This is a genomic window from Pseudomonas sp. TNT2022 ID642, assembly GCF_028656995.1.
Lineage (GTDB): Bacteria > Pseudomonadota > Gammaproteobacteria > Pseudomonadales > Pseudomonadaceae > Aquipseudomonas.
This window is the reverse complement of the sequence record NZ_JAMDGW010000028.1, coordinates 1-21,037: the sequence shown is the minus strand read 5'-3', so window position 1 is coordinate 21,037 and position 21,037 is coordinate 1. Positions and strand designations below refer to the sequence as shown.

Here is a 21,037-nt window from a genome sequence, read left to right as displayed (position 1 = left end):
AAAAACATAATGTTCGCAGCTTAAGTGACCTTGAAGGCATCGTGCAAATGCAATCCAGTCTGACCGAATGTGAAGTCGCCCAACTGCGCGCCTCGGCCTCCAAGGCCTGCGCGTTGCTCAAAGCCATGGCCAATGAGGATCGCCTGTTGATCCTCTGTCAACTGACTCAGGGTGAGCGCAACGTCGGCGAACTGGAAAAAATGACCGGTGTGCGCCAGCCGACGCTGTCCCAGCAACTGGGCATCCTGCGTGATGAGGGACTGGTCGCGACCCGTCGTGAAGGCAAATACATTTTTTACGGCCTTGCCAGTCCGGAAGTCATCCAGGTGATGAAAACGCTTTCCGGGTTGTATTGCGGCGCCGTGCTGAAAAGTCTGGGTCATCAATAAATGCCAGCCAACACACAACCCCTGTAGGAGTGAGCCTGCTCGCGATAGCGGTGTATCAGTCAATAAAGATATGGCTGACCCACCGCTATCGCGAGCAGGCTCACTCCTACAATGGATTTGTGTGAAGGCTGAGAAATCCTTGCGTGCAGCAAAAGGAACAAGCAATGAACGATCAACACTGGGGCCCATCCATCAGTGCAGACATCGTGGTCATCGGCGGCGGTACGGCCGGTATCGGTTTTGTCGCCAGTCTGCTCAAACGTGATCCGGCTCTGAAAGTTACCGTGATTGAACCGAGCGCCCAGCATTACTATCAACCGGCGTGGACGCTGGTCGGCGGTGGTGCCTACGACGTCAAAGACACCGCCCGGCCGATGAACAAGGTCATGCCCAAGCAAGCGAACTGGCTGCAAGCGGCGGTCACCGCAATCGACCCGGACAAGCGCCAACTCACCCTCAATGATCAACGCACGGTCAGCTACCAGAACCTGATCGTCTGCCCCGGCCTGCGCCTGGCCTGGGAGAAGATCGAAGGCTTGCAGGAAAGCCTCGGCCAGCACGGCGTTACTTCCAACTATAGCTATCAGCATGCGCAGTACACCTGGGATCAAGTGCAGAAACTGCGCGGCGGCAAAGCGCTGTTCACCCAACCGGCGATGCCGATCAAATGCGCCGGTGCGCCGCAAAAAGCGCTGTACCTGTCCTGCGATCACTGGCGTAAAAACGGTGCGCTGAACAATATCAATGTCGAATTCAACCTGGCCGGCGCCGCGCTGTTCGGCGTGGCGACGTTTGTTCCGCCGCTGATGAAGTACATCGAAAAATACAACGCGCAGTTGGCGTTCAACTCGAATCTGGTCAAGGTCGACGGCCCGGCGAAAACCGCGTGGTTCGAGATCGAGGATGCTGACGGCAACGTCACCCGTGAGGCGAAAAGCTTCGATCTGCTGCACGTCGTGCCACCCCAGGTTTCGCCGGACTTCATCGCCCAGAGTCCTCTGGCCGACGCCGCCGGCTGGTGCGAAGTCAACCCGCACAGCCTGCAGCATCCGCGCTATCCCGAGGTATTCGCCCTCGGTGATATCTGTGGCACCAGCAACGCGAAAACCGCTGCCGCAGTGCGCAAGCAAGTGGTGGTGGTCGCGGAAAACCTGCTCGCCCTGCGCAAGCAACAACCGCTGCCGCTGAAGTACGACGGCTACGGTTCCTGCCCGCTGACGGTGGAGAAGGGCAAGGTGATCCTCGCCGAATTCGGTTATGCCGGGAAGTTGCTGCCGACCTTTCCTCTGGACCCGACCGTGGCGCGGCGTTCGGCGTGGTTTCTAAAGGCGTCGCTGCTGCCGTGGTTCTACTGGAACGGCATGCTCAAGGGCCGCGAGTGGCTGACTGGTCTGTCAAAGGTTGACTGAGAAAACCCTATGTTGCTGGCAAGTCTGTTTGGCGTAGTGATGGGATTGCTCCTCGGTTTGACCGGGGCCGGCGGCGGCATTCTTGCCGTGCCGGCGCTGGTGCTCGGCCTTGGCTGGACGATGACGCAAGCGGCGCCAGTGGCGTTGTTTGCGGTCGGCAGTGCGGCGGCGGTCGGCGCGATCGATGGCCTGCGTCATGGCCTGGTGCGCTATCGCGCGGCGTTGTTGATTGCCGCTTTGGGCGCAGTGTTTTCGCCGTTGGGGATCTACTTCGCGCACCAGTTGCCGGAGAAAATCCTGATGGTCCTGTTCAGTCTGCTGATGGTCATGGTGGCCTGGCGCATGCTGCGCCGCGAGCGTCAGCAGGAAGGACCGAGCGATCACGGTCACGCCAGTTGGGGCCAGAAGAATTGCATGCTCAATGAACAAACCGGGCGCTTTGACTGGACCGCCAAATGCACCGCAACGTTGGCTGCGTTAGGCGCAATTACCGGCGTGGTGTCCGGATTGCTCGGGGTCGGCGGCGGGTTTTTGATCGTGCCGGCGTTCAAGCAACTGACCGATGTGCAGATGCGCGGGATTGTTGCGACGTCGTTGATGGTGATCAGTCTGATTTCGGCAATCGGGGTGATCGGCTCGTTTCACGCCGGTGTGCGGATTGACGGGCAGGGCGCGGCGTTCATCGTCGCCAGCATTGTCGGCATGATCATCGGCCGTAAGCTCTGTGCGCGGGTGCCGGCGCGGGCGTTGCAGGTGGGTTTTGCCAGTATCTGTCTGGTGGTGGCGGGGTATATGTTGTTGCGGGCTTGAGTATTGGAAGATCAAAAGATCGTCCGATCGCGGCCCGAGCCTTCGGCAGCTCCTACAGGGATTGCGTTTCCCTGTAGGAGCTGTCGAGTGAAACGAGGCTGCGATCTTTCAGGTTGTTACAACACCAAGTGCGGCAACCACAGCGAAATTGCCGGCACGTAAGTCACCAGCATCAACACCAGGAACAGCACGGCATAGAACGGCAGCAGCGCCTTCACGGTGCTCTCGATACTGACCTTGCCCACCGCCGAACCGACAAACAGCACCGCACCCACCGGCGGCGTTATCAATCCGATCCCCAGGTTCACCAGCATGATCATGCCGAACTGCACCGGATCGACGCCGATGCCGAGAATCACCGGCATCAGGATTGGCGTCAGGATCAGGATCAGCGGCGCCATGTCCATCACCGTGCCGAGCAACAGCAGCATGACGTTGATGCACATCAGGATCACGTAGCGGTTGTCCGACAGGGTCAGGAACAGCGTGGTGATCTTCGCCGGGATCTGCATCAGGGTCATGATGTAGCCGAAGCTCGCGGCGAAACCGATCAGGATCATCACGATCGAAATCGTCCGCACCGTGCGGTGCATCAGTTTCGGCAGTTCGCGCCATTTGTAGTCGCGGTAGATGAACATGGTGACGAAGAATGACCACAGCACGGCGATGGCCGCCGATTCGGTCGCGGTGAAGATGCCGGACAGGATGCCGCCGAGGATGATCACCATCGCCATCAGGCCCCAGAGGGCTTCGCCGACGATTTTCAACGCCTGGCGCATCGGGATCACTTCACCCTTGGGATAGTCGCGTTTTCTCGCGAAAATCAGACACAGCACCATCAGGCAGGCGCTCATCAGCAAGCCCGGCACGATGCCGGCCATGAACAGCGAGGCGATCGAAACCGTGCCACCGGCGGCCAGGGAGTAGAGCACCGAGTTATGGCTTGGCGGGGTCAGCAAGGCTTGCACCGAACCGCTGACGGTCACGGCGGTGGAGAAATCCCGTGGATAGCCCTTGCGTTCCATTTCCGGAATCAGCACCGAACCCACCGACGCGGTGTCGGCCACCGACGAACCGGAGATCGCGCCGAAGAAGGTCGAGGCGACAATGTTGACCAGTGACAGGCCGCCGCGGACAAAACCCACCAGCACCCCGGCACACGCCACCAAGCGACGGGACATGCCGCCCTCGGCCATGATCGCACCGGCCAGCACGAAGAACGGAATGGCCAGCAGCGAGAATTTGTTCACCCCCGAAGCGACCTGAATCATCACCGCCTGGAACGGAATGTCGATCCACCATGCACCGATCAGCGCGGCGGCGCCCAGCGCGTAGGCGACCGGCATGCCGATCAGGATCAATACGATAAAGCTGCCCAGCAGTATCAGAGCGTCCATTAAGCGGCACCTTCACTTTCTTCAACCAGGTCGAACTGCACGACCCGCCGTTTGCTCTGGTCACCGAGCAAGAGTTTTTCCAGCACGAAAACCAGCGTCAGCAAGCCGCCCACGGGAATCGGCAGATAGGTCACGCCAACGCGCAGATCGGGCAGGGCTGCCATGAACTGGTTCCAGGTGGACATGCACAGCTTGGCGCCCCAGATCGTCATGAAGATGCAGATCGCCGCCATCAGCAGTTGCGAAAATATCGCCGCTGCAGATCTCAGTTGTGGAGGCATGCGATCGGTGAGCATGGCCACGGCCATGTGCGCGCCGGCGCGGTAACTGGCGGCGGCGCCGATGAAGGTAAACACCATCATCAGCAGGATCGCCGTGGGCTCGGGCCAGCTCGAACCGGTACCCAGGACGTAACGGGCGAACACGCCCCAGGGAATCATCAGGGAAATCGCCAGGACGGAAAGGCCGGCGACCCAGATGCATGTCATGTAGATCTTGTCGTTGATACGCAGCAGTAGATTCTTCATCGGGTTCCACCGTAACCGGGCGCGCCGCAGTCATCGGGCGCACCGGGCCTTGTTCATGAGGACGGAGCGGGAGGCGTTACTGAACGGCTTCGATTTTCTTGATCAGTTCGGCATACTTCGCGCCGTACTTTTCACGCACCGGTGCGGTGGCGTCGTAGAAGGGTTTCTTGTCGACCTCGATGAACTCGACGCCGGCGGCCTTGAGTTTTTCTTCACTGGCAGCGGACTTCTTGTCCCACAGCACGCGCTCTTCTGCCTGGGCAGCCTTGGCGGCTGTCTTGACCAGCGCCTGTTGATCCGGCGTCAGTTTTTCCCAGGTGATTTTCGACATCACGATCGGCTCTGGCAGGATCAGGTGACCCGTGAGGCTGTAGTACTTCGCATTCTGGAAGTGGTTGTGTTCGAGCAGGGTTGGCGGGTTGTTTTCCGCGCCGTCGATCACGCCGGTCTGCAGGGCACTGAAGATCTCGCCGGTGTCCATGGCGATGCCGTTGCCGCCCATGGCGTTCATCATGTCGATGAACATCGGGTTGCCTTGCACGCGGATTTTCATGCCCTTGAGGTCTTCGAGCTTGCGCACCGGTTTCTTGGTGTAGACGTTGCGCGTGCCGCCGTCCATCCACGCCAGGGCCACCAGGCCGAACTCAGAGTTGGTGATTTTGTCGAGGATCTCGTCGCCCACTGCGCCGTCGATGACGTTACGCATGTGTTGGTGATCGCGGAAGATGAACGGCATGTTGAACACGTTCACGTCCGGAACCACGGGGCCGACGATGCCCAGGCTGACGCGAGACAGCTGTACGGCGCCGACTTGCATCTGCTCGATGACTTCTTTTTCGGAGCCCAGCACACCGCCGGGGAAGTATTGGAAGGTCAGTTCGCCGTTGGTTTCCTTGGTCAGGGTCTTGCCCATGTTTTCTTCGGCCACCACGGTTGGATAACCGGCGGGGTGAATGTCAGCGAATTTGAGTTGCAGTGCCTGAGCGGCGCCAGTGAAGGTAAACATCAGCGGGAGTGCAGCGGCCAGCAAGGTGCGTTTGAAGTTCATGGGGGTGAGTCTCCAGTCTTGTTATTGTTGTGTTCAAGGCGCAGCGGTGCAGCGGAAGCGGGTATTACAGGGAATCGTTGAACAGCGGCTCCGGCAGGCCTTTGACGTTGAGGTTCAGGGCGAACACGCCACCGGCCAGGGATTGCGCGTCGTGGTCATCGCCGGGACGAATCGAGGTGACGAACAAGGTGTCCATCCGGCTGCCGCCGAAGGCACACATCGTCGGTTTTTTCACCGGCACCTCCAGCGAGAAGTCGAGTCGGCCGTCCGGCGCGAAACGGTGAATGAGGCCGGCGTCGTTGGCGCAGATCCAGTAGAAACCTTCGGCGTCCACGGCGGCTCCATCGGGGCGGCCGGGGAAGTGGTTCATATCGACGAAGACGCGGCGGTTCGACGGTGTGCCGGTCTCGGTGTCGTAATCGAACGCCCAGATCAGTTGCACATCGGGGTGCGAATCGGACAGGTACATCGTCTTGCCGTCGGGGCTGAAGCCGAGGCCGTTGGGCACGATAAAACCGTCGAGCTGCGCTTCGATCACGCCAGATTGCCCGGTGCCGTAGCGATAGAGCCGGCCTTCGGGCGCACTCAGGCCCATGTTCAGCACCATGCTGCCGGCCCAGAAGCGGCCCTGACGGTCGCAGCGACCATCGTTGAGACGCATGTCTTTGCGGCCGTGCTCGACGCTGGCCAGCAGTTGGTTGTCGAGGCTGCCGTCGCTGTGCGGATGCAGGTGGAAGAAGCCGCTTTCCATCCCGGCAACCCAGCCGCCACGGCTATGGCGGGCGATGCAGGCGAGCATCTCAGGGGTTTTCCAGGCATGCACATGGCCGGTCTCGGCGCTCCAGCGTTGCAGGCCGCCGTTGGCAATATCCACCCAGTACAGCGCGTTTTCCTCTGCCACCCAGACCGGGCTTTCGCCCACGGCGTTGCGGGCATCGACGATCAATTCGGCTTGCATACTCATTCCTTTGCGTCGTTGTCAGGGTGATCAGTCGCCGAACGGTCCGGCCGCGACAAACGCGCCGCCCTGATAGATCCGCGCCGGGTCATCGGCGGCCGGCATTGGCTGCGCTTCGACCTTTTCGCGGAACACTTCGGAGCTGTCCTTCGCTTCGAACCCGAGGTGGCTGGCGAAGCGGTTGTCCCACCAGACTTCTTTGTTGGCGGACATGCCGTAGACCACGGTGTGGCCGACATTCGGCGTGTACAGCGCGCGTTCGAGCAATTGCGTGAGGTCGTCGAAGCTCAGCCAGGTGTGCATCATTCGACGGTTTTGCGGCTCGGGGAACGAGGAGCCGATGCGGATGCTCACGGTCTCGATGCCGTAGCGATCGAAGTAGAAACTGGCCATGTCTTCGCCGTAGGACTTGGACAAGCCGTAGTAGCCATCGGGACGGCGCGCGGAGCTGGCGTCGAGCGGCTCGTCCTGTTTGTAGAAGCCGATGACGTGGTTGGAACTGGCGAAGATCACCCGCTTCACGCCATGCCGGCGCGCGGCTTCGTAGATGTGAAACACACCGCAGATGTTGGCGCCGAGGATTTCTTCGAAGGGCCGTTCGACGGAGACACCGCCAAAATGCAGGATCGCATCGACGCCTTCGACCAGTTGGTGCACGGCGTTTTTGTCGGCGAGGTCGCAGACCATGATTTCTTCGCGATCATCGACGGCCGGGGTGAGGGCGGCGATGTCCGACAGGCGCAGGACATTGGCATAAGGGCGCATACGTTCGCGCAGAACTTTGCCCAGGCCACCGGCGGCGCCGGTCAGTAGCAGACGGTTGAACGGGGCGCGGGGAGTAGAGGTAGACGTCATTGCAATCCCTTACACGTTGTTATGAGGTTTGTTGTAGGTTGTCGTATGACTGCGCTGAAGTATCGGTAGGGTTTCCGGAACTTGTCAACGCGACTTTTGGTGTAGATGACGGAAGGCCTGGCCTCTTTTCAATCACCACAGTTCTGTATTTGCAATGCAATCCCATGTGGGAGCGAGCCTGCTCGCGAAAGCGGTGTGTCAATCAACATCAATGCTGAATCTGCCGCCGCCATCGCTGGCAAGCCAGCTCCCACAGGTATCAGCGTTGTTTTCAATTACTGCATTCACCACAAAATCCTGTGGGAGCTGGCTTGCCAGCGATGAGGCCGGTCCAGGCAACTCTTGCATCGACTGACACGCCGCCTTCGCGAGCAAGCTCGCTCCCACAGGGAAACTCGGTGTGACGACTGGCTTTACAACAACGAAATCGGATAACTGATAAAGATCCGGTTCTCGTCAAACTCGTTGGTGCTGAAGTCCCGGCGAATCGTCGCGTTGCGCCATTTCACGTTGAGATTTTTCAGTGGCCCGCTCTGCACGGTGTAGGCCAGCTCCGACTCACGGCCCCATTCCTTGCCGTCAGTGATGGTCCCGGTGTGCACGTTGTCGCCGCTGATGTAGCGGTTAATCAGGGTCAGACCGGGAATGCCGAGAGCGACGAAGTTGTAGTCATGGCGCAACTGCCAGGAGCGCTCTTGGGCGTTGTCGTAACTGGCGTTGTAACTGTCGTTGGCAAGGGTGCCGCCGCTGGTGCCGTTGACCCGCATCCACGCGTCGTCGCCGCTGAGTTTTTGCAGGCCGACATAGAACGTGTTGCCGCCGTATTTGGCCGAAAGCAGAGCGAACGCAGTCTTGTTGTCGAGGTCGCCGGCCTGGGCGCTGCCGTCTTCCTTGCCGGTGAAGAAACCGAGGTTGGCGCCCAGCGTCCAGTCGCCCAACGGCTGGCTATGGCTGAGATTGAAATACTGCTGCTGGTAGATGTCGCTGAGTTCGGCGTACCACACGCCGACCAGGGTGCGCTTGTCGTTGAAGCTGTACTCGCCGCCACCAAAGTTGAAGCGATCCGAAGTAAACGCGCCGCGGCCATTCATCGACATGTCTTCCATGCTCGCGTCGTTGCGCGGACTGTTACCGCGGAACTGGCCGCCGTAAACGGTCAGGCCATTGATCTCGGTGGAAGTGATCTGGCCACCGCGAAAGGTCTGCGGCAGCGAGCGGCCATCGTCGGAGCGCAGAATCGGCAGCACTGGCATCCATTCGCCGACCTTCAATTCGGTCTTCGACACCTTTGCCTTCAGCGCCACACCAAGGCGCCCGAAATTGTCCGCCGGGCGCCCGTCATCGTGGATCGGCAACAGCTGTGTGCCACCCGTGCCTTTGCCGCCATCGAGCTTCTGCGAATACATCCCCAGCACATCAAGGCCGAAACCGACGGTGCCCTGAGTGAAACCGGATTTGGCATCGAGGATGAAGTTCTGCGTCCACTCCTCAGCCTTGCCCTGCGGGTTGGCCGGGTTGACGAAGTTGCGGTTGAAGTAGGCGTTGCGCAGGTTCAGCGTGGCTTTGCTGTCTTCGAGGAAACCTTCGGCATCGGCGCTCATCGGTAAGGCGAAGGCCAGGCTGCTACAGCCGATCAGGCCAAGGGTGGTACGCGGGCGAAGCGTGGCAAAGCGGGAAGGGCGGACGGAACTGCAGACGAGTGTGCTCACTGTGACGCTCCCTGTTTCATTTGTTGTTTTTATTATTTGTTATACGTCGTCGTACAACGTGGTTGCGGATATTTCCTCGGTTTTCCGGGAATGTCAACAGCAGGTTGTGCGATGACTTGCCGTTGCGACGCAGATCACTTTGTAGGAGCTGCGGCACGCTGCGATCTTTTGATCTGGCTTTTTAAAAAACAGGATCAAAAGATCGCAGCCTCGTTTCACTCGACAGCTCCTACAAAGATTTGTGTTGTCCATGGGATGTGTGTTGCCGGTGAATTTGCGGCAAACTTCACCCACCTTCCGCACAAGGCAATGCAATGGATCAATACGCCCCGCGCAACTGGCAGCCCCACGAAAAGCCCAGTCTGCCCGGTTCCCCCTCGACGCCGTTGCACTCCAACCCCAAGCGCCTGGCCTATGCGCTGGTCGGCTTACTGGTGGCGGTGACCGGTGGCTTGGGCAACTCGCTGGTGGTGGCCAATCTGCCTTACCTGCAAGGCGCACTCGGTGCGACCACGGCGGAAATGGCCTGGCTGCCGGCAGCGTATGTGATGACCAACGTGTCGATGAACCTGCTGCTGGTGAAGTTTCGTCAGCAGTTCGGTTTGCGCGCATTCACCGAGGTGTTTCTGGTGCTGTATGCGCTGGTCACCTTCGGCCACCTGTTCGTCAACGACCTGAATTCGGCGGTGGCGGTGCGGGCGGCCCACGGCATGGTCGGCGCGGCACTGAGTTCGCTGGGCCTGTATTACATGGTTCAGGCGTTCCCGGCGAAGTGGCGGCTGAAGGCGCTGGTGCTCGGCCTCGGCACGTCACAACTGGCGTTGCCGCTGGCGCGATTATTCTCCGAAGATTTGCTGCAGATCGCCGAATGGCGCGGCTTGTACCTGTTCGAACTGGGCATGGCACTGCTCTCGCTAGGCTGCGTATTGATGCTCAAATTGCCGCCCGGCGATCGCTTCAAAACCTTCGAAAAACTCGACTTCCTCACCTTTGCCATTCTCGCCACTGGCGTGGCGTTGCTGTGTGCGGTGTTGTCGCTGGGGCGGATTGACTGGTGGCTGGAGGCCGACTGGATCGGCTATGCGTTGGCTGCTTCGATTGCCTTGATCATCGCCGGCCTGGCCATCGAACATAACCGCAGTAACCCGCTGCTGATGACCCGTTGGTTGGGCAGCGGGACGATGATCCGCCTGGCGCTGGCGGTGACCCTGATTCGCATGGTCACCTCGGAGCAGTCCACCGGTGCGGTGGGTTTCATGCAGAACCTGAACATGGGCTATGAGCAGTTGCACAGTCTGTACGTGGTGATGCTGATCGGCAGTGTCGCGGGACTGTTGACCAGTGCGCTGACCATCGACCCCAAACACCTGTTGATGCCGTTGATCATCTCGCTGGGTCTGATGGCCACCGGGTCGGTGATGGACAGCTTTTCCAACAACCTGACCCGCCCGGAGAACCTCTACTTCAGCCAGTTTCTGCTGGCCTTCGGCAGCACGTTTTTCCTCGGCCCGACCATGGTTTTCGGTACGCGCAACGTGCTGACCAATCCGCGCAATCTGGTGAGCTTTTCGGTGCTGTTCGGGATCTGCAATAACCTCGGCGGCCTGCTGGGCGCGGCGCTTTTGGGCACCTTCCAGATCGTCCGGGAAAAATTTCATTCCAGTCACATCGTTGAGCACCTGACGCTGTCTGACCCGTTGGTGGCGGCACGCGTGCAGAGCGGTGGCTCGGCGTATGGTTCGCTGTTGGCCGATCCGAGTCTGCGCAACCTGGCGGGGATTCGCAGCCTGGCCAACGCTGCCACCCGTGAGGCCAATGTGCTGGCCTATAACGATGTGTTCATGTTGATCGCCGTAATTGCGGTGCTGACCATGATCTGGCTGTCCATTCGTGCGCTGTGGCTGATGAGCACCACCAAAGCCGTCGCCCCAGCGCCATCCACACCTTCGAGCGGTGCCACTTCTTCATGACCGAACCGACCACCACGACCACCAATGCCATTGCCGCCACGCCTGAAGGTGTGGCGCCGCCGTCATCACCGAACACCGCGCCACGTTCGCTGCGGGTGCGGATCATCTCTTCAATGGGCTTCGCGGCGATTGCCATCGTCGGTGTGTTGATCGTGCTCTATGCGTGGCAATTGCCGCCGTTCAGCAGTGCGGTCGAGACCACCGAAAACGCACTGGTGCGCGGGCAGGTGACGATCATCGGCCCGCAACTCGCCGGCTATGTGTATGAAGTGCCGGTGCAGGATTTCCAGTACGTGAAGGCCGGCGATTTGCTGGTGCGGCTGGACGACCGCATCTATCAGCAGCGTCTCGACCAGTCGCTGGCGCAGTTGGCGGTGCAGAAAGCTGCATTGGCCAATGTGGTGCAGCAACGCAACAGCGCCGAGGCGACGATCAAATTGCGTCAGGCCGTACAGGCTGACAGCGAAGCGCAGTTGCGTAAAAGCGAGGCCGATCTGCGCCGTAATCAGGAGTTGGTGCGCGACGGTTCGGTGTCCAAGCGTGAGATGGATGTAGCGCTGGCAGCCAATGCGCAAAGCATTGCGGCGGTCGCGCAGGCCAAGGCCAATCTGGAAATCGCCCGCCAGGATCTGCAAACGGTGATCGTCAATCGCGGCTCGCTGGAAGCAGCGGTGGCCAGCGCCGAAGCGGCAGTGCAACTGGCGCGCATTGATCTGTCGAACACGCGTATCGTTGCCCCGCGTGACGGTCAGCTCGGGCAGATTGGCGTACGCCTCGGCGCCTACGTCAACTCCGGGGCGCAGTTGATGGCGTTGGTGCCGAACCAGAAATGGGTGATCGCCAACATGAAGGAAACCCAGATGGACAACGTCCGCGTCGGGCAACCGGTGCGCTTCACTGTCGATGCCTTGAACCACCGCAAATTCACCGGGCATGTGCAGCATATTTCCCCAGGCACAGGTTCGGAATTTGCCTTGTTGCAGGCGGATAACGCTACTGGCAACTTTGTGAAAATTGCTCAGCGGGTGCCGGTGCGGATCACCATCGATCCGGATCAGCAGGAAGAGGAACGGTTGCGGCCGGGGATGTCGGTGGTGGTCAGCATCGACACCGCCGCTGGAGACACCCAACCCCACTGATCAACAGATAACCCTGTGGGAGCTGGCTTGCCAGCGATGACGTCGGCATATCCGAAATATCTGTTCCTGACACACCGCCATCGCTGGCAAGCCAGCTCCCACAGGGCGATCGTGTTTCAGGTTGTGATCATCGGCGGTAGCGTGCCGAGCAGGGATACGGCGGCTACGGCACCAATGCCGAGTAACCATTCCAGCATCACACTGCGCTTGAGCGCGCCCATCCGCTGTTCGCAATCATCAATGCGCAAGCGATTGAACAGCGCCAATCCGAGCATGGCCAACACCAGCAGCGCCTTGACCAGCAGAATCAAGGCAAATCCGCTGAACAGCGGTGTCGGCCACCACTGGCCAGTCAGCACGCGCACATTGATCAACCCCGTGATCAGCAGCCCCGCGACCAAGGCATAACCGACTCCGCTGAAGCGCCGCAAAACTTCACGCATCGGCTCCGTCGGCTGACGCAGAATCAGCACCAGCAACAACAACCCGCCGAGCCACGCGGCCACGCAGGTCAGATGCACGATCTGGTTGAGAATCAGTGATTGGCCGCTCACGCCATCGAGCATGGCGCCATGCCCGACCGGTGCGAGGGTTGCCAACAGCAACGCGCTCAAGCCCAGCCGCAACGGCATATTTGAACGCCAAGGCGAAAGTAACAGCGCCAACAGCGTGGCATTGATCAGCAGATGCCAACGCCACACCTGACCGAAAAACGTATGACCCAGCACCAGTGCAACCGTGTCCGGATCAAACGCCGCCGCTGCCGAACCGGCCATGCTCGCGGTGATCAACAGCGCCCAGGCAATTCCGCTGAGCAGTGCCACAGCCGCCAGCCAACGCGCCAGTCGCGCCAGGTGCCGATCCACTTGCGGCGCTTCATCCTTGAGCAGCAACGGCCTGAACAGCCAGGCCCCGAACAGCATCAACACCACGATGAAATGCACAAAGCGGCACAGCACCAGCGCTTCACTCATGAATTACTGACCAACCTTGAACTGATAAGCGCCTTCGCTTTTGTGCGTATCGACCGACACGGCGTGCCATTCGACTTTGTACTCGCCAGCGGACAGCGGAGCGGCGGGGGTGACGATCAGGGTTTTCTTGTCGTTTTCAGTGGTCAGCGCTTTGACTGCGACCGGCGCACCATCCTTGGTCACGGTGACTTTGGTGAAACTGGCTTCGACGCCTTCGGAAAAGGTCAGGCGCAAATCGGCGGGAGCGGCGACTGTGCTATCGGCGGCCGGGGTCTGGCTTTTCAGGTGGGCGTGGGCAAATACGGAAGATGCGGCGAACAGCGAAGCGAGCAGGGCAGTGGTGGTCAGGACGTTCTTGAACAGCATCGCGAATACCTCTGAGGCAGGAGTGAAGAGGCGTCAGTTTAGCCATCCGCTGACGTCAGTACGAAGTTTTGTTTGCAGCGGTCGCCCGCGGACCAGAGCGGATGCTAGTCTTGGGCAACGCTGTTGTCAGGGAGCCCTCATGGGCAATCACAAGATCGAGATTCGTCGCAGTAACGTCGAGAAAATTCTCCTGGCGGCGGAAAAAGTCTTCGCCGAAAAAGGCTTCGGCGGCACGGCCATGGCCGACATCGCGGCTGAAGTGCAACTGCCGCGTTCCAACCTGCATTACTACTTCTCAACCAAGAGCGAGCTGTACAGCGCGGTGCTGTTCGACCTGTTGGAGGTGTGGAAGCAGGACGCGCTGTGCTTCGAAATGTTCGACGACCCGCGCGTGGTGCTTAGCAGTTACATCCGCGCCAAGATGAACCACTCGCGCAGCCGGCCGTACGGCTCGAAAGTCTGGGCCAACGAAATCATCCACGGCGCGCCGACGTTAGGCGAGGCGCTGGATGTCAGCCTGTATGACTGGGCGAAGATGAAGGAAGCGAAGATTCGCCAGTGGGTCGAGGACAAGCGGATTCTGCCGGTGGAGCCGTCGAGTTTGCTGTACATGATCTGGGCGTCGACGCAGCACTATGCTGACTTTGATCATCAGGTGAATATTCTGAATGAACATCAGCCGTTGTCGGATATGCAGTTCGAGCGGGCGGTGCAGACGGTGACGAGTGTGATCTTGCGTGGGATCGGGTTGGAGCCCTGAAGATCACCGTCAACGGCCAACCCTCACCCCAGCCCTCTCCCGGAGGGAGAGGGAGCCGACCGAGGTGTCTTGCGGGCTACGTTGACCTGAAAAATCCAGTCGATTATGGATTTAAAGCCTTCCGAGTTTGTGCCCTGTATCGATTATGGATTCAGAACCGATCTTTCAAGTCGGTGCATCTCGCCAATATCCCCCAATCAGTCCCCTCTCCCTTTGGGAGAGGGTTAGGGTGAGGGGGCTGTTGGATCAGTCGGCGATCTAGACCGCAACGTGATACGGATTCCGCGGATCATGATTCCAGTCCAGAAACGGCTTCCCAGTCTCCATCGGCACCATCTCGATGCAATCCGCCACCGGGCAAGTGATCTGGCACAAGTTACAACCCACACACTCCTCATCAATCACTTCATATTTATGCGTGCCGTCCGCCTGCTTGAGACTGCCGATCGCCTGGTGTGAAGTGTCCTCGCAAGCAATGTGACAGCGCCCGCAGCCAATGCACGCATCCTGATCAATCTTCGCAATCACCTGATAGTTGATATCAAGGTACTTCCAGTCCGTGGTATTGCCCACCGCACGCCCGGAAAACTCAGCAATGTTGGCGTAACCCTGACTGTCCATCCAACGCGACAGCCCATCCTTCATTTCCTCGACAATACGAAAGCCATGCAGCATCGCCGCCGTGCACACCTGCACCGCGCCGCTGCCCAGCGCCATGAATTCCGCCGCATCGCGCCAACTGCCGATGCCGCCAATGCCGCAGATCGGCAGGCCCTGGGTTTGTGGATCGCGGGCGATTTCGGCGACCATGTTCAGCGCAATCGGCTTCACCGCCGAGCCGCAGTAACCGCCGTGGGTGCTTTTGCTGCCGACGGTGGGCAGGGCGACCATGTGCTCCAGATCGACGCTGGTGATCGAGTTGATCGTATTGATCAGCGACACCGCATCGGCGCCACCTCGATGGGCGGCGCGGGCGGCGACGCGGATGTCGGTGATGTTCGGCGTCAGTTTGACGATCACCGGCAGCGAGCAATAGGTTTTGCACCAGCGCGTGACCTGTTCGACGTACTCCGGCACCTGACCGACCGCCGCGCCCATACCACGCTCGGGCATGCCGTGGGGGCAGCCGAAATTCAGTTCGATGCCGTCAGCGCCGGTGGCTTCCACCAGCGGCAGGATGTGTTTCCACGACTCCTCGACGCACGGCACCATCAACGAAACGATCAATGCGCGATCCGGCCAGTCCTTCTTCACCTGAGTGATTTCGCGCAGGTTGATCTCCAGCGAACGGTCGGTGATCAGTTCGATATTGTTGATGCCCAGCACTTCACGGTTGTTGCCGTAATGCGCCGAGTAGCGCGACGACACGTTGACCGCCGCCGGGTCCTCACCGAGGGTTTTCCAGACCACGCCACCCCAGCCCGCTTCAAAGGCACGGACCACGTTGTAAGCCTTGTCAGTCGGCGGCGCAGAGGCCAGCCAGAACGGATTCGGCGCTTTGATGCCAGCGAAGACAATCGACAGATCGGCCATTTACGCAGCCTCCACGTTAAGCATCAGTTGAGCGTTGATCGCCTCGGCGGCGCGTTTGCCGTGCTGCACGGCTTGAACGGTGAGGTCTTGATCGAGGCTGGTGCAATCGCCGCCGGCATACACGCCGGGGATGCTGGTGCGCAGGTTTTCGTCGACCTGAATGCGCTCGCCCTGGCGCTTGAGTTCGCGGGCTAGCGGGTCGGCGAGGGCGCTGCCATCGAACGCCTGGCCGATGGCTTTGAAGATCGCGTCAGCAGCCAGCTCGAAAGTTTCGCCGGTGGTTTGCAGGCGTCCTTCGACCAGATCGGTGCGGGCGAAACGCATGCCGCGCACATGGCCCTGAGCGTCGAGCAGTACCTCTTCCGGTTGCGCCCAGGTCAGCAGGCGTACCTGATTGGCTTTGGCGATGTCTTGCTCATGGCCGGTGGCACCCATGTCCGCCGCGCCACGGCGATACACCAGATTCACATCACGGGCACCGAGGTGGGCCATTTGCACGGCCATGTCGATCGCCGTGTTACCGGCGCCGAGCACGATGCAGCGCTCGGCCAGCGGCAGTTGCGTGAGGTCATCGGCCTGGCGCAATTCGCGAATGTAATCGGTGGCGGCGAGCAAGCCCGGGGCATCTTCATGGGCCAAACCGAGTTGCTTGCTGGCGTTGAGGCCGAGGCCGAGGAACACCGCGTCAAACTGTTGATGCAGTTCGCTCAGCGTCAGATTCTCGCCGAGCTTCTGCCCGTGACGAATCTCGATGCCGCCAATCTGCAGGAGAAAATCCAGTTCCTTCTGCGCGTAGTCGTCGACCAGTTTGTACTTGGCGATCCCGTATTCGTTGAGGCCGCCAGCCTTCTCCCGTGCTTCGAAAATCACCACGTCGTGGCCGTGCATGGCGCTGCGATGTGCACAGGACAAACCGGCCGGCCCGGCACCGACCACGGCAATCCTTTTGCCGGTGGCGGCGGCGCGCTGGAACGGGTGCTCGGTGAAGTGTGCATTGTCGACGGCGTAGCGTTGCAGCAGGCCGATCAGCACCGGCGCGCATTCCTGAGCGTTGTTGCGCACGCAGGCTTGCTGACAGAGGATTTCGGTTGGACAGACTCGTGCGCAACTGCCGCCAAGGATGTTCGCCGAGAGAATTTTTTGCGCCGCGCCGGGGACGTTGTCCTGATGAATGTTGCGGATGAACGACGGGATGTCGATCTCGCTCGGGCACGCATTGACGCATGGCGCGTCATAGCAATACAGGCAGCGCGAGGCTTCCAGATGCGCCTGCCGGGCATTGAGCGGCGGCGCCAGATCGGTGAAATGCCCGGCGAGGGCGGCCGCGCTTTCGTGCGGGTGGGGGAGATGGTTCAGGGTCTCGATCACGGTTTTTTGCCTCACGGTAACTGCCTCTATCGGGCATTGGCCAAATCCCTTGTGTAGGAGCTGCCGAAGGCTGCGATCTTTTGATCCTGATCTTTGACAACAAGATCAAAAGATCGCAGCCTTCGGCAGCTCCTACAGGGGAATGCATTTCAAATGTGGGAGCGAGCCTGCTCGCGAAGGCCGAAGGCCTGGATTTCAGCGTTTAACGGCAGTCGGCTTATGCAACTCAGCCCGCTTGCTCAGCAAATCAAACACCGCCGGATACGCCGGCCGTTCGATATACCGCCCGGCACCACGCTCGGCGCGCAAATCACCATCGGCCCAGACCAGCCGGCCCTGGCTGACGGTATGGCTCGGCACACCGCGCACGGTCTTGCCTTCGAAGATGTTGAAGTCCACCTGCTGATGGTGGGTCTTGGCGGAAATGGTGCGGGTCCCTTGCGGGTCCCATAGCACCAGATCGGCATCGGCGCCGACGCGAATCGCACCTTTGCGCGGATAGAGGTTGAAGATTTTCGCGGTGTTGGTGGAGGTGAGGGCGACGAAATCCTGCATCGATAAACGCCCGCTGTTGACGCCTTCATCCCACAACACCGCCATGCGATCTTCGATGCCGGCCGTACCGTTGGGAATCTTGCTGAAGTCATCGCGCCCGGCGGCTTTTTGCTCGGCGCAGAAGCAGCAGTGGTCAGTCGCGGTGGTGTGCAGATTGCCGTTTTGCAGTCCGTGCCACAGCGCCTCTTGATGACCGCGCGGACGGAACGGCGGGCTCATCACGTAACCGGCAGCGGTCTGCCAGTCCGGGTGTTGATAGACGCTGTCGTCGAGCAGCAAATGCCCGGCGAGGACTTCGCCATACACCGGTTGGCCCTTGCTGCGCGCATAGGTGATTTCGTCGAGGGCTTCCTTGGTCGAAACGTGCACCAGGTACAACGGCGTGCCGATGGTTTCAGCGATACGAATCGCCCGACTGGCCGCTTCACCTTCAACCTGCGACGGCCGCGACAGCGGATGCGCTTCCGGCCCGGTGATGCCCTGGGCCATCAACTTGCGTTGCAAGTGATAAACCAGCTCGCCGTTTTCCGCGTGCACGGTCGGCACCGCACCGAGTTCCAGGCAGCGCTCGAAACTCGCCACCAGTGTGTCATCGGCGGCCATGATCGCATTCTTGTAAGCCATGAAATGCTTGAAGCTGTTGATCCCGTGATGGCTGACCAGCTCGGCCATTTCCTCACGCACCTGCTCGCTCCACCAGGTGATCGCGACGTGGAAGCCATAGTCGGAAGCCGACTTTTCCGCCCAGCCGCGCCACTGATGAAAGGCTTCCATCAGCGACTGCTGCGGATTGGGAATCACAAAGTCGATGATCGACGTGGTGCCGCCGGCCAGACCCGCCGCCGTGCCACTGTAGAAATCCTCACTGGCAACGGTGCCCATGAAGGGGAGTTGCATGTGGGTGTGCGGATCGATGCCGCCGGGCATCAGGTATTGGCCACTGCCGTCGAGGACTTCGGCGCCGGCGGGAACATCAAGGTTTTCACCGATGGCTTTGATCACGCCGTCGGCGCAATAGACGTCGGCGCGATAACTTTCATCATGGGTAACAACGGTGGCGCCACGGATCAACAGAGACATTCCGAGTTCCTCGCAGGCATTGACCGACTTGTGTCGGTTCTAGATGTTTTATTGATGTACAGCGTTGCAGGGCGTATTCCTGTCAGCGCTGTCAGGAATAGAAACTAGTCGCAGATTTGCAATAGATCAAGATTATTTTTTATAAGCTTATGACTGTTTTAAGTGTATGAAAAATAACAATAAAAACGTCAAATCACCAAAATGGTGAGGCTGCTCACCATTTTGACGCACTTGACAGGATGGAAATATGAGCAAGATTTCCTATGTGAAATCAGCCGCTTGAAGTTGAGCTGCGGTTGCTCGCTCACGATGAAAATAAATGCAGTGCACCAGATTGAGTCCTGTCTGTTCGGACAACTTGGCAAGTGTTTAGCCTGAGCACCCAGACAAGTTTCCGCGAACTCATCCGATGAATAATTAAAACTGATGAATATCAGAAAGTTGCAAAGCGTTTAACGCTCGGCCCGATGCGCAAGCGGGGCACCCGGCACGTTTATTGATGCCGCCGCTGACACCATGGCCGGTGCGCGAAAGTTGTCAGTTCCTCCGGCCATCGTCCGGCTCGCACCTTCGTGTGTCAGCCGCCTGATGAGCAAAAAAATAATCAGAAGAACAGTGGAGCGGCCATGCAACAGATCAGATCGCAAGTGACCGAGCGCGACGGCTTGTTCGAGCTTGAAGCCGGTAGCGACGTCCTCGACAGTCCCCGTTACAACCACGACATGGCACCGACCAAGGTGCGCGAACGAACCTGGAACAAATGGCACATCACCGCGCTGTGGGTCGGCATGTCGATCTGCGTGCCGACCTACACTCTCGGCGGCGTGCTCACCGCTTACTTTGGCTTGACCGTTGGTGAAGCGTTGCTGGCGATTCTGTTCGCCAACGTCATCGTGCTGATTCCGCTCACGCTCAACGCGTTTCCCGGCACCAAGTACGGCATTCCGTTTCCGGTGTTGCTGCGCTCATCGTTCGGCATCCTCGGTTCCAACGTACCATGTCTGATCCGCGCGCTGGTAGCGTGTGGCTGGTTCGGCATTCAAACGATGTTCGGCGGGCTGGCGATTCACCTGTTTCTCGGCTCGGTGTTCGAGGGCTGGAAATCCCTCGGCGGCACGGGGGAGGTGATCGGTTTCATGATCTTCTGGGCGCTGAACCTGTGGGTGGTGATTCGTGGCGCCGAGTCGATCAAGTGGCTGGAAACCTTGTCGGCGCCGTTGCTGGTGGCAGTCGGCATTGGCCTGTTGGTGTGGGCGATGCCCAATGTGTCGATGACCGAACTGTTGGCGATTCCGGCCAAACGTCCCGAAGGCGCGAGCGTGGTGAGTTACTTTGCGGCGGGGCTGACGGCGATGGTCGGGTTTTGGGCGACGTTGTCGCTGAACATTCCGGACTTCAGCCGTTACGCCAAGAGCCAGAAAGATCAGATCCTCGGGCAGATTTTCGGCCTGCCGCTGACCATGTTTCTGTTCGCCTCCCTCGGCGTGATCATGACGGCCGCCTCGGTGAAACTGGTTGGTGTGACCGTCTCCGATCCGGTCACTCTGATCGGTCATATCCAGAGCCCAGTGTGGGTGGCGGTGGCGATGGCGTTGATCATCATCGCCACGCTGTCGACCAACACCGCCGCGAACATCGTCTCGCCGACCAACGACTTTCAGAACATCGCACCCAAAGTCATCAACCGCACCAAAGCGGTGTTGCTGACCGGGTTTGTCGGGCTGGTGCTGATGGGCCATGAACTGCTGAAAAAACTCGGTCTGATCGTTTCCGATGTCAGTCTGGAAACCGTGTATTCCAACTGGTTACTGGGCTATTCGAGCCTGCTCGGGCCGATTGCCGGGATCATGGTGGTGGACTATTTCCTGATCAAGAAACAGCAACTGGACCTGGCCGGGTTGTACCGCGACGACGTCTATCCGGCATGGAACTGGGCCGGGTTTCTCGCGTTCGGGGTGCCGGTGGTGCTGACCTTGTTGTCGCTGGGCAGCGATGCGTTCAGCTGGTTTTACAGCTATGGCTGGTTCACCGGCTCGGCGCTGGGCGGGATTATTTATTACGGGTTGTGCGTGATGCGTGCGCAGCCTTCGGTCGTTAAAACAGCGGTGTAACACATGATCGTTCCCACGCTCTGCGTGGGAATGCAGCCCGGGACGCTCCGCGTCCCAACAGCGGACGCAGAGCGTCCAT

General features: G+C 59.7%; 19 protein-coding genes. 7 read left to right on the top strand and 12 right to left on the bottom strand.

All coding sequences use genetic code 11. The annotated features are described in order from the left end of the window. Window positions 1–47 precede the first annotated feature (47 nt). From M5G26_RS24370 to M5G26_RS24360, 3 genes are all read left to right on the top strand, one after another. A complete protein-coding gene (locus tag M5G26_RS24370) occupies window positions 48–389 on the top strand; it encodes an ArsR/SmtB family transcription factor (protein ID WP_007915092.1) in 342 nt (113 codons plus the stop codon). A gap of 164 nt (window positions 390–553) precedes the next feature. Continuing rightward, window positions 554–1,798 carry an NAD(P)/FAD-dependent oxidoreductase gene (locus M5G26_RS24365; protein ID WP_273916680.1) on the top strand — a complete coding sequence of 415 codons (1,245 nt, stop codon included), beginning with the start codon at window positions 554–556 and terminating at the stop codon, window positions 1,796–1,798. Window positions 1,799–1,807: 9 nt separating this feature from the next. After that, complete coding sequence (locus tag M5G26_RS24360) at window positions 1,808–2,608, top strand: sulfite exporter TauE/SafE family protein (RefSeq protein ID WP_273916679.1); 801 nt, start codon at window positions 1,808–1,810, stop codon at window positions 2,606–2,608. A 116-nt stretch (window positions 2,609–2,724) separates the two neighbouring features. Here M5G26_RS24360 and M5G26_RS24355 read toward each other — a convergent pair whose 3' ends face one another. The 7 genes from M5G26_RS24355 to M5G26_RS24325 form a co-directional block, all read right to left on the bottom strand. Next, a complete protein-coding gene (locus tag M5G26_RS24355; protein WP_007915098.1) occupies window positions 2,725–4,005 on the bottom strand; it encodes a TRAP transporter large permease in 1,281 nt (426 codons plus the stop codon). After that, entirely contained in the window at window positions 4,005–4,532 is a 528-nt protein-coding gene (locus M5G26_RS24350) for a TRAP transporter small permease (RefSeq protein ID WP_007915101.1), read from the bottom strand. The genes M5G26_RS24355 and M5G26_RS24350 overlap by 1 nt, the downstream gene beginning before the upstream one ends. Before the next feature lie 76 nt (window positions 4,533–4,608). Further along, entirely contained in the window at window positions 4,609–5,580 is a 972-nt protein-coding gene (locus M5G26_RS24345; RefSeq protein ID WP_150793700.1) for a TRAP transporter substrate-binding protein, read from the bottom strand. A gap of 64 nt (window positions 5,581–5,644) precedes the next feature. Further along, on the bottom strand, window positions 5,645–6,538 hold the full coding sequence (locus M5G26_RS24340) for an SMP-30/gluconolactonase/LRE family protein (RefSeq protein ID WP_273916678.1): 894 nt from the start codon (window positions 6,536–6,538) through the stop codon (window positions 5,645–5,647). 30 nt (window positions 6,539–6,568) lie between these two features. Then, the gene (locus M5G26_RS24335) at window positions 6,569–7,393 is read right to left on the bottom strand and encodes an NAD-dependent epimerase/dehydratase family protein (protein WP_273916677.1); all 825 of its coding nucleotides are present in this window, start codon (window positions 7,391–7,393) and stop codon (window positions 6,569–6,571) included. Between the two features lie 198 nt (window positions 7,394–7,591). After that, window positions 7,592–7,741, bottom strand: coding sequence for a hypothetical protein (locus M5G26_RS24330; RefSeq protein WP_273916676.1), 150 nt, complete (start codon window positions 7,739–7,741; stop codon window positions 7,592–7,594). A gap of 65 nt (window positions 7,742–7,806) precedes the next feature. Next, window positions 7,807–9,102 (bottom strand): OprD family porin, encoded by a 1,296-nt coding sequence (locus M5G26_RS24325; protein WP_273916675.1) that lies wholly within the window; start codon window positions 9,100–9,102, stop codon window positions 7,807–7,809. 314 nt (window positions 9,103–9,416) lie between these two features. Here M5G26_RS24325 and M5G26_RS24320 point away from each other — a divergent pair, with 314 nt between their 5' ends. Both M5G26_RS24320 and M5G26_RS24315 read left to right on the top strand, forming a co-directional pair. Next, window positions 9,417–11,072 carry an MFS transporter gene (locus M5G26_RS24320; RefSeq protein ID WP_273916674.1) on the top strand — a complete coding sequence of 552 codons (1,656 nt, stop codon included), beginning with the start codon at window positions 9,417–9,419 and terminating at the stop codon, window positions 11,070–11,072. Further along, window positions 11,069–12,211, top strand: a complete 1,143-nt coding sequence (locus M5G26_RS24315; protein WP_150693996.1) for an HlyD family secretion protein — start codon at window positions 11,069–11,071, stop codon at window positions 12,209–12,211. The genes M5G26_RS24320 and M5G26_RS24315 overlap by 4 nt, the downstream gene beginning before the upstream one ends. Window positions 12,212–12,327: 116 nt before the next feature. On the opposite strand, the gene copD is transcribed toward M5G26_RS24315, so the two are convergent. Both copD and copC read right to left on the bottom strand, forming a co-directional pair. After that, window positions 12,328–13,185 carry a copper homeostasis membrane protein CopD gene (gene copD, locus M5G26_RS24310; protein ID WP_273916673.1) on the bottom strand — a complete coding sequence of 286 codons (858 nt, stop codon included), beginning with the start codon at window positions 13,183–13,185 and terminating at the stop codon, window positions 12,328–12,330. Between the two features lie 3 nt (window positions 13,186–13,188). After that, window positions 13,189–13,551, bottom strand: coding sequence for a copper homeostasis periplasmic binding protein CopC (gene copC / locus M5G26_RS24305; protein ID WP_273916672.1), 363 nt, complete (start codon window positions 13,549–13,551; stop codon window positions 13,189–13,191). 139 nt (window positions 13,552–13,690) lie between these two features. On the opposite strand from copC, the gene M5G26_RS24300 reads away from it, so the two are divergent. Next, window positions 13,691–14,311, top strand: a complete 621-nt coding sequence (locus tag M5G26_RS24300) for a TetR/AcrR family transcriptional regulator (RefSeq protein WP_038365564.1) — start codon at window positions 13,691–13,693, stop codon at window positions 14,309–14,311. 258 nt (window positions 14,312–14,569) lie between these two features. Here the strand turns inward: M5G26_RS24300 and preA are convergent, their stop codons facing one another. From preA to hydA, 3 genes are all read right to left on the bottom strand, one after another. After that, on the bottom strand, window positions 14,570–15,844 hold the full coding sequence (gene preA / locus M5G26_RS24295) for an NAD-dependent dihydropyrimidine dehydrogenase subunit PreA (protein WP_077573438.1): 1,275 nt from the start codon (window positions 15,842–15,844) through the stop codon (window positions 14,570–14,572). After that, window positions 15,845–17,212, bottom strand: a complete 1,368-nt coding sequence (locus M5G26_RS24290; protein WP_273916671.1) for an NAD(P)-dependent oxidoreductase — start codon at window positions 17,210–17,212, stop codon at window positions 15,845–15,847. Window positions 17,213–17,407: 195 nt separating this feature from the next. Beyond that, window positions 17,408–18,847, bottom strand: coding sequence for a dihydropyrimidinase (gene hydA / locus M5G26_RS24285; RefSeq protein WP_273916670.1), 1,440 nt, complete (start codon window positions 18,845–18,847; stop codon window positions 17,408–17,410). A gap of 626 nt (window positions 18,848–19,473) precedes the next feature. Between hydA and M5G26_RS24280 the strand changes: the two genes are divergently transcribed. Continuing rightward, on the top strand, window positions 19,474–20,958 hold the full coding sequence (locus M5G26_RS24280) for an NCS1 family nucleobase:cation symporter-1 (RefSeq protein WP_273916669.1): 1,485 nt from the start codon (window positions 19,474–19,476) through the stop codon (window positions 20,956–20,958). Window positions 20,959–21,037 lie beyond the last annotated feature (79 nt).